The organism is Streptomyces sp. MS191, assembly GCF_008042125.1.
Taxonomy (GTDB): domain Bacteria; phylum Actinomycetota; class Actinomycetes; order Streptomycetales; family Streptomycetaceae; genus Streptomyces.
This window is the reverse complement of sequence record NZ_RDBI01000040.1, coordinates 2,215,485-2,222,533: the sequence shown is the minus strand read 5'-3', so window position 1 is coordinate 2,222,533 and position 7,049 is coordinate 2,215,485. Positions and strand designations below refer to the sequence as shown.

Genomic DNA, 7,049 nt, shown 5'->3' with positions numbered 1-7,049 from the left:
CCTGGATCTCCCCCCGGGCTCGCGGCCGGCGCCGGCGCCGTGTGGATCTGGGGGCGGCTGGCGGGGCGCTGGGGGGCGCCGATCGCGCAGGGCGGCGAGGCGATGGGCGCGGCGATCGGCCAGACCTGGCCGTGGGTGGTGCGGGGAGCGGCGGTCGCGTCGGCGCTGTTCCTGCTGTGGAGATCGCAGCGCCGGGTCTGACGCCGGGATCCGCCGGGGGTCGGTCCGGCCGGCCGGCGTTTTCGAACACCCGGGCACAATGACCCCATGACTCGTCTCACCGTCGGCTTCGACCTCGACATGACCCTGATCGACTCCGGTCCCGGCATCAAGGCCGCGTTCGAGGCTTTCTCCGCCCGGACCGGCGTCCCGATCGACGCCGACCTCGTGGTGTCGCGGCTCGGGCCGCCGCTGGAGCACGAGCTCGCGCACTGGTTCCCCGAGGAGGAGGTCGTGGCGCGGGCCGCGGAGTACCGCGCCTCCTACCCGACGTACGCGATCGAGCCGTCGCTCCCGATGCCCGGCGCCAGGGATGCGATTCAAGCCGTTCGCGAGGCGGGCGGCCGGACGATCGTGGTGACCGCCAAGAACGAGCCGCACGCGGCCCTGCACCTCACCCACCTCGACATGGAGCCGGACGCCGTCATCGGCGGGCTGTGGGCCGAGGGCAAGGCGGAGGCGCTGCGCGCGTACGGGGCGCGCGTCTACGTCGGCGACCACACCGGTGACGTGCGCGGCGCCGCGTCCGCGGGCGCCCTGTCCGTGGGCGTGACGACGGGCCCGTGCGACGCCGACGAGCTGCGCGCGGCCGGCGCCGACGTCGTGCTGGCCGACCTGACGGAGTTCCGTGCCTGGTGGGAGGGCTTTCTCGCGGCCTAGTGGCCCGGTGCGGCCGCCCGGCGGGCCTGGCGGCGCTGCGCCGCGATCGAGCGCAGCACGCCGGCCCCGGCGACGAGGAACCCGACGCCCATCAGCATGCAGACGGCGTACGCGACGGGCGGGAACGGATCGGTGCCGAGGAACAGCGGGGCCACCGTGACCAGGGTGGCCACCGCACCGATGATGAAGACGATCGCACCGGCGCGGACCAGACCGTCACCCGGAGCGGTGTCGTCCGACGAGGCCGAAGGGGTTTCACTACGCATTCGGCCAGGGTAGTTCCCAGGCCGAAGGAACAGACCGGCGACGTCTTGTCACCAGCTACCTGACCATTAGCCTGGTGCCCGGCGGGTCGGGCGACCCGCTCCACCGCTTTCCGGACTGCCAGCCGGCAGCCATCCGGTGCCGGACTCCCGGCGCACCCATCGAGTACGAGGACGAGGACAGACGTGCCTACCGGCAAGGTCAAATGGTTCAACAGCGAGAAGGGCTTCGGCTTCCTCTCCCGCGACGACGGCGGCGACGTCTTCGTGCACTCGTCGGTCCTCCCTGCCGGAGTCGACGCCCTCAAGCCGGGGCAGCGTGTGGAGTTCGGCGTGGTCGCGGGACAGCGCGGTGACCAGGCCCTCTCCGTGACGGTGCTCGACCCGACCCCGTCCGTCGCCGCGGCCCAGCGCCGCAAGCCCGACGAACTGGCCTCCATCGTCCAGGACCTGACGACGCTCCTGGAGAACATCACGCCGATGCTGGAGCGCGGCCGCTACCCCGACAAGGCGCAGGGCTCGAAGATCGCCGGTCTGCTGCGGGCGGTCGCCGACCAGCTCGACGTCTGATCCACCGGCTCGCTCCCGGCAGCCCCCGATCCCCGGGGGTGACGGGCGACCCTCAGGTGCCCGGACAGGACCWGGTCCTGTCCGGGACGGCCCTCAGGGGAACGCCAGCGCGTCCGGTCCGAGGGCCGGTACGAGCCCCTCGGCCGCGGCGCGCGTGAGCAGGCCGCGGACGGCCGCGTAGCCGTGCTCGCCCAGGTCCGCGGTGAACTCGTTGACGTAGAGACCGATGTGCTGATCGGCCACCTTCGGGTCCATCTCCTGCGCGTGTTCCAGTACGTACGGGCGTGAGACGGCCGGGTCGTCCCAGCCCATCCGGACCGATGCGCGGGCGGCGTCCGCGAGCCGCCGCAGCATGTCCTCGCCCAGCGAGCGGCGGGCGATGATCGCGCCCAGCGGGATCGGCAGCCCGGTCGTGTCCTCCCAGTGCGCGCCCATGTCGGCCAGCGCGTGCAGCCCGTAGTTCTGGTAGGTGAAGCGGGCCTCGTGGATGACCAGACCCGCGTCGACCTTCCCGTCGCGCACCGCCGGCATGATCTCGTGGAAGGGCATGACGACGATCTCGCCGACGCCCTCCGGGACCACGTCGGCCGCCCACAGCCGGAACAGCAGGTAGGCCGTCGACCGCTCGCTCGGCACCGCCACGGTCCTGCCCGCCAGCTCCGCCGGCGCCCCCGGCTCGCGGGTGAGGACCAGCGGGCCGCAGCCCCGGCCGAGCGCGCCGCCGCAGGGCAGCAGCGCGTACTCGTCGAGGACCCACGGCAGCACGGCGTACGAGACCTTCAGTACGTCGTGGACGGACGTGCCGCGCTCGGCCCAGCCGTTGGTCAGGTCGATGTCGGCGAAGGTCACGTCGAGCCGGGGCGCGCCCGGGACGCGGCCGTGGGCCCAGGCGTCGAAGACGAAGGTGTCGTTCGGGCAGGGCGAGTAGGCGATCTTGAGCGCTGGCGTCATGGGGCGGGCTCCACGAAGACGGAGTGGCTGAGCAGCTGGAACGTGTTCCGCAGCGAGTCCAGGGCCTCGCCGATCCGCCAGGCGGCGCGGTCGCGCGGGCCGACGGCGTTGGAGACCGCGCGGATCTCCACGACGGGCACGCCGTACGCGGCGGCGGCCTCGGCGACGCCGAAGCCCTCCATCGCCTCGGCGGCGGCGTCCGGGTGGCGCCCGGCGAGTTCGGCGGCCCGCGCGGCGGTGCCGGTGACGGTGGAGACGGTCAGCACGGGGGCGACGGTGTGGCGCTGTCCGCCCGCGGCGAGCGCCGCGGAGATGCGGCGGGTCAGCGGTTCGGGCGCGCGGTGTGCGGAGCGGCCGAAGCCGAGCTCCTCGACGTCGAGGTAGCCGTCGGGGGTCTGGGCCCCGAGGTCGGCGGCGACGAGGGTGTCGGACACGACGACCGACCCGAGGGGGGCCGCCGGCGCGAAGCCGCCGGCGATACCGGCGGAGACGACCAGGTCGTAGGGGGCGGCGGCCGAGGCGAGCGCGGTGGCGGTGGCGGCGGCGACGGCCGCGGGGCCGACCCCGCCGACGAGTACGTCGGCGACGACGGCGAGGTCGTCGGCGGCCGGGTGGACCGTGGCGGTACGCGGGATTCCGTCCGGATCCGGGGTCGGACCCGTGTGGCGGCGCAGGGCGAATCCGCCCGGGAGCGGGACCTCGCCCGAGCCCGGACCGTGCGAGGGGAGGCCGAGGCCGACGGAGTCGGCCTCCGCCGCCACGGCCGTCACGATCAGGATCCGGAAGGTCACCGGAGGATCAGGAGTCCTTCTTCTTCAGGTCGAAGTGCCAGACGCCGATCAGCTTCTTGCCGTCGGTCTCGACGATGGTGACCTGGGACTGGTCCGTCGACTCGCCGGTCTGCGTGGCGAAGAAGGCGCTGGCCGGGATGGTCCGGTACGTCTTGTGGTACGGCTCCGGCTCGGCGGCCTGGCCACCGAGGAAGATCGTCCAGCCGTTCTCGGCGACCTCGGGGTCCACACCGAAGCGGATCTTGTCGTCCGCGGAGACCGAGATGGACTTCTCGGCCTTCTTGTTGAGGCACTTCTGGAACTCGGACTCCTTGATGGCGTCGCCGTCGTTGTAGCAGGCGGCCTCGGAGTGCACCGACTCAGTCCCGACCGTCAGGGTCGCGAGCGGGGTCGGCTTGTCGCAGGCGGAGAGGACGAGGAGCCCGGCGGAGACGGCCCCGAGGGCGACGGCGGCCCGGCGGCGCGAGCCGGTGAAGAACGCAACGGTCATGGCCCGAAGGCTATCGGGCGTGTCGAGCTGCGCCACGCGGGGGTGCGGCGCGCCGCGTTTTCCGCCCCCGATGCCGGGCCGCCCGCTGCCGCCCGGCCCTACTCCGGACGCGCGGGCGGTCCGGGACGGCGGGCCGCCGTCAGCAGGCCGCGGACCGACAGCAGGGCGCCGAGCCCCAGGATCCCGGCCGCGACCCACATGCCCAGCGTCCCGTTCAGCGGCAGCGCGATGCCGATCCCGCCGCCCACGACCCAGGCCATCTGCAGCGCCGTCTCCGAGCGGGCGAACGCGGACGTGCGCACCACCTCCGGCACGTCCCGCTGGATCAGCGCGTCCAGCGACAGCTTCGACAGCGCCTGCGTCAGGCCGGCCACCGCCCCGAGGACGGCCACCATCAGCCCGCCGAAGAACAGCGCCGCGCAGATCGCCGCGCCCAGCACGATCGTGATCATCGTCGCGATGATCACCTCCGGGCCGTGGCCGCGTTCGCGCAGCAGCGAGCCGACCGCCGTGCCGCAGGCGTTCCCGACCCCGGCGGCCACCGCGACCATGGCCAGCGACACCGCGGCGCTCTGCCCCGGCAGCGGATGCACCCGCAGCAGGAAGGCCAGGAAGAAGATCAGGAACCCGGACAGCATCCGTTGCGCCGCGTTGGCCTGGAGGCCGTGCAGGACCGACGGCCCGACCGTCCGCAGGCTCGGTTTCTTCTCGCCGTGCGTCAGCAGGTGCGCCCGCCGCTCGCCCTTCGCCGAGTCCACCTTGTGCGGCAGCCGGAGCGCCCAGTACGTGCCCAGCAGGAACAGCACGCACGCCCCGTACAGCGGCCAGCCCGGCCCGATCTGCTGGAGTCCCGCGCCGATCGGGGCGGCGATCCCGGTGGCGAGCAGACCCGCGAGGGTGACACGGGAGTTCGCCTTGACGAGTGAGAAGTTCGGCGGCAGCAGCCGGGGCACGACGGCGCTGCGGACCACGCCGTACGCCTTCGAGGCCACCAGCACCCCGAGCGCCGCCGGATACAGCTGGAGCCCGCCCGTGGCCACCGCCGCGGACATCGTGAGCGCGAGGATGGCCCGGGTGAGCATCGCCCCCGCCATCGCCGCGCGCCGGCCGTGCGGGATGCGGTCCAGAAGCGGACCGATCACGGGGGCCAGCAGGGTGAACGGCAGCATGGTGATGCCGAGGTAGAGCGCCACCCGGCCGCGTGCCTCGTCGGTCGGGACGGAGAAGAACACGGTGGAGGCGAGCGCGACGGTGATCATGACGTCGCCCGCGCCGTTCACCGCGTGCAGTTCGATGAGCCGGCCCAGGCCCGACTCGCCCGCGCCGTGGGCGTGGGTCGCCTTTCTGATGCCTCTCGCGGTGCCGGTGAAGGGCAGGTGCAGGGCGCGCCCCAGCGACCGGCCCGCTCGGCTGAGCGGCCCGGCATGATCGTGGGATCGTGCGGAAGACCGTGCGGCTGCCACTCCGTCATAGTGCCCCACGCCCCTGCCGTACGAACCGTGGCGCGGCCCAAGGCCCTCCACGGGCCTCTCGGACGCCGTGCCGGACGTCCGGGTCCCGGCCCTGGTGGCGCGGCCGTTCCGGGCCCCGGCCGGCACCCCGGGCCGGCTTCGGACCGTCCGCGATACGGGCCCGAGGCGTCCGCGATCCGGGCCACTTGGGACGGGCAGGTGGGCGCAACGCGGCGGAGGGGGTAGCGTGCGTAGCGCGCCACCGGCGGAAGTTCTCGGCCGCGCGCCTCTTCGGCATCCCGCAGAATGGATGGCGATAGGTGTGCCCGAGACACGCGAGACGTGTCGGGTGCGGACGTCGATGCGGCCCTCTGGTCCGCTCCGCCCGCCGCCCGGTGCTTCGCTCCGCTCCTCGGCCGGCGCACCCGTGAGACGGCGTAGGAGAGAAGCGAGACCTGTGAGTGCTGCGACGACGCGAAGCCGTACCCCGCGTACCCCGCGTACCCCCGACCGTCTGTGCGCCGAGGCGGTAGACCTCGCCAGGGAGGCCGCCGAGGAGGCCGCCGCCCCGGGTCTCATCGGGGACCACGAGGGTGTCGTCGCCGAGGGCGACCGGGTCGTCACCCACTTCTTCGCGTGCAAGGAGCCCGGCTACCGCGGCTGGCGCTGGGCCGTGACGGTCACGCGGGCCTCGCGCGCCAAGAACGTCACGCTTGACGAAACCGTCCTGCTGCCCGGCACCGACGCCCTCCTGGCCCCCGAGTGGGTGCCGTGGAGCGAGCGGCTGCGGCCGGGCGACATGGGACCGGGCGACCTGCTGCCCACGGAGCAGGACGACCTGCGGCTGGAGCCGGGCTACACGGGCGAGGACGCCCCGCCGCCGAACTCCGCGGTCTCCGAGGACATGGCGGACCACCTCGACGCCGAGGACGCCGAGATCGTCTCCCGTACGCCGTCCCGGGGCGCGATCGCCTCGGTCGCCGAGGAACTCGGCGTGCGGCGGGCCCGGGTGCTGTCCCGGTACGGCCTGCACGTGGCGGCGGACCGCTGGGACGAGTCCTTCGGAGCCAAGACGCCGATGGCGCAGGCCGCGCCGGCCTCGTGCGAGTCGTGCGGCTTCCTGGTGCCGCTGGCCGGCTCGCTCAAGCAGGCGTTCGGCGTCTGCGCGAACGAGTTCTCCCCGGCGGACGGCCGGGTCGTCTCGCTGTCGTACGGCTGCGGCGGCCACTCCGAGGCCGCGGTCATGCCGAAGCCCCCGCGCCCGGCGCCGCCGGTCCTCGACTCGATGGCGACGGACGCGTTCCCGCTCCGCCCGGCCAAGGACTCCGGCTCCACGACGGAGCCGGACGACACCTCGGAAGACCTGGGCCACTCGTAGGGCGTGTTGCGAAAGTCCCGCCCGCCCTCCGGGCGGACGGCGCTCCTTCCGCAACAGGCCCTAGTCCCCCTCGGCGGGGTCCCGGAAGTCCGGGCTCCCGCCGTCCCGGGTTCCCGCGGTCCCGACAGGGCCTCGGAGTGCCGGCGGAGGTCCCGTACCGTCGACCCGGCACGGAGCTCCCAGGGATGCGCCGATCTCCCGGGCGGACGTCCCGGTCCCGTACGGTCCCCGGGCCGCGGCCACGGGGACCGTACGGGACCGGGACGTCCGCCCGGG

At 74.0% G+C, this 7,049-nt stretch carries 8 protein-coding genes and 1 pseudogene; 4 read left to right on the top strand and 5 right to left on the bottom strand.

Features of this window, described 5'->3' with window-relative positions; all coding sequences use genetic code 11:
* Positions 1-201 (top strand): annotated as a pseudogene (locus tag EAO71_RS17135) (hypothetical protein); the annotation flags it as partial.
* A 66-nt stretch (positions 202-267) separates the two neighbouring features.
* Entirely contained in the window at positions 268-879 is a 612-nt protein-coding gene (locus EAO71_RS17130) for an HAD family hydrolase (protein WP_147978520.1), read from the top strand.
* On the opposite strand, the gene EAO71_RS17125 is transcribed toward EAO71_RS17130, so the two are convergent.
* Positions 876-1,145 (bottom strand): hypothetical protein, encoded by a 270-nt coding sequence (locus EAO71_RS17125; RefSeq protein ID WP_147978519.1) that lies wholly within the window; start codon positions 1,143-1,145, stop codon positions 876-878. The two genes, EAO71_RS17130 and EAO71_RS17125, sit on opposite strands and share 4 nt — an antisense overlap.
* A gap of 183 nt (positions 1,146-1,328) precedes the next feature.
* Here EAO71_RS17125 and EAO71_RS39670 point away from each other — a divergent pair, with 183 nt between their 5' ends.
* The gene (locus tag EAO71_RS39670) at positions 1,329-1,712 is read left to right on the top strand and encodes a cold-shock protein (RefSeq protein WP_147978518.1); all 384 of its coding nucleotides are present in this window, start codon (positions 1,329-1,331) and stop codon (positions 1,710-1,712) included.
* 93 nt (positions 1,713-1,805) lie between these two features.
* On the opposite strand, the gene EAO71_RS17115 is transcribed toward EAO71_RS39670, so the two are convergent.
* From EAO71_RS17115 to EAO71_RS17100, 4 genes are all read right to left on the bottom strand, one after another.
* A complete protein-coding gene (locus EAO71_RS17115; RefSeq protein WP_147978517.1) occupies positions 1,806-2,663 on the bottom strand; it encodes a 1,4-dihydroxy-6-naphthoate synthase in 858 nt (285 codons plus the stop codon).
* Complete coding sequence (locus EAO71_RS17110; protein WP_147978516.1) at positions 2,660-3,454, bottom strand: futalosine hydrolase; 795 nt, start codon at positions 3,452-3,454, stop codon at positions 2,660-2,662. Before EAO71_RS17110 ends, EAO71_RS17115 begins: the two co-directional genes overlap by 4 nt.
* Positions 3,455-3,461: 7 nt before the next feature.
* Entirely contained in the window at positions 3,462-3,944 is a 483-nt protein-coding gene (locus EAO71_RS17105; protein WP_147978515.1) for a DUF2771 domain-containing protein, read from the bottom strand.
* Positions 3,945-4,042: 98 nt separating this feature from the next.
* A complete protein-coding gene (locus EAO71_RS17100) occupies positions 4,043-5,407 on the bottom strand; it encodes an MFS transporter (protein WP_147978514.1) in 1,365 nt (454 codons plus the stop codon).
* Positions 5,408-5,852: 445 nt separating this feature from the next.
* Between EAO71_RS17100 and EAO71_RS17090 the strand changes: the two genes are divergently transcribed.
* Positions 5,853-6,773 (top strand): DUF3027 domain-containing protein, encoded by a 921-nt coding sequence (locus EAO71_RS17090; protein ID WP_147978513.1) that lies wholly within the window; start codon positions 5,853-5,855, stop codon positions 6,771-6,773.
* Positions 6,774-7,049: the final 276 nt, after the last annotated feature.

What these genes read in the sequence shown, in the direction of transcription:
- EAO71_RS17105 (WP_147978515.1), bottom strand. Translation starts at nt 3,944, where the DNA reads ATGACCGTTGCGTTCTTCACCGGCTCGCGCCGCCGGGCCGCCGTCGCC.
- EAO71_RS17115 (WP_147978517.1), bottom strand. Translation starts at nt 2,663, where the DNA reads ATGACGCCAGCGCTCAAGATCGCCTACTCGCCCTGCCCGAACGACACC.
- EAO71_RS17125 (WP_147978519.1), bottom strand. Translation starts at nt 1,145, where the DNA reads ATGCGTAGTGAAACCCCTTCGGCCTCGTCGGACGACACCGCTCCGGGT.
- EAO71_RS17130 (WP_147978520.1), top strand. Translation starts at nt 268, where the DNA reads ATGACTCGTCTCACCGTCGGCTTCGACCTCGACATGACCCTGATCGAC.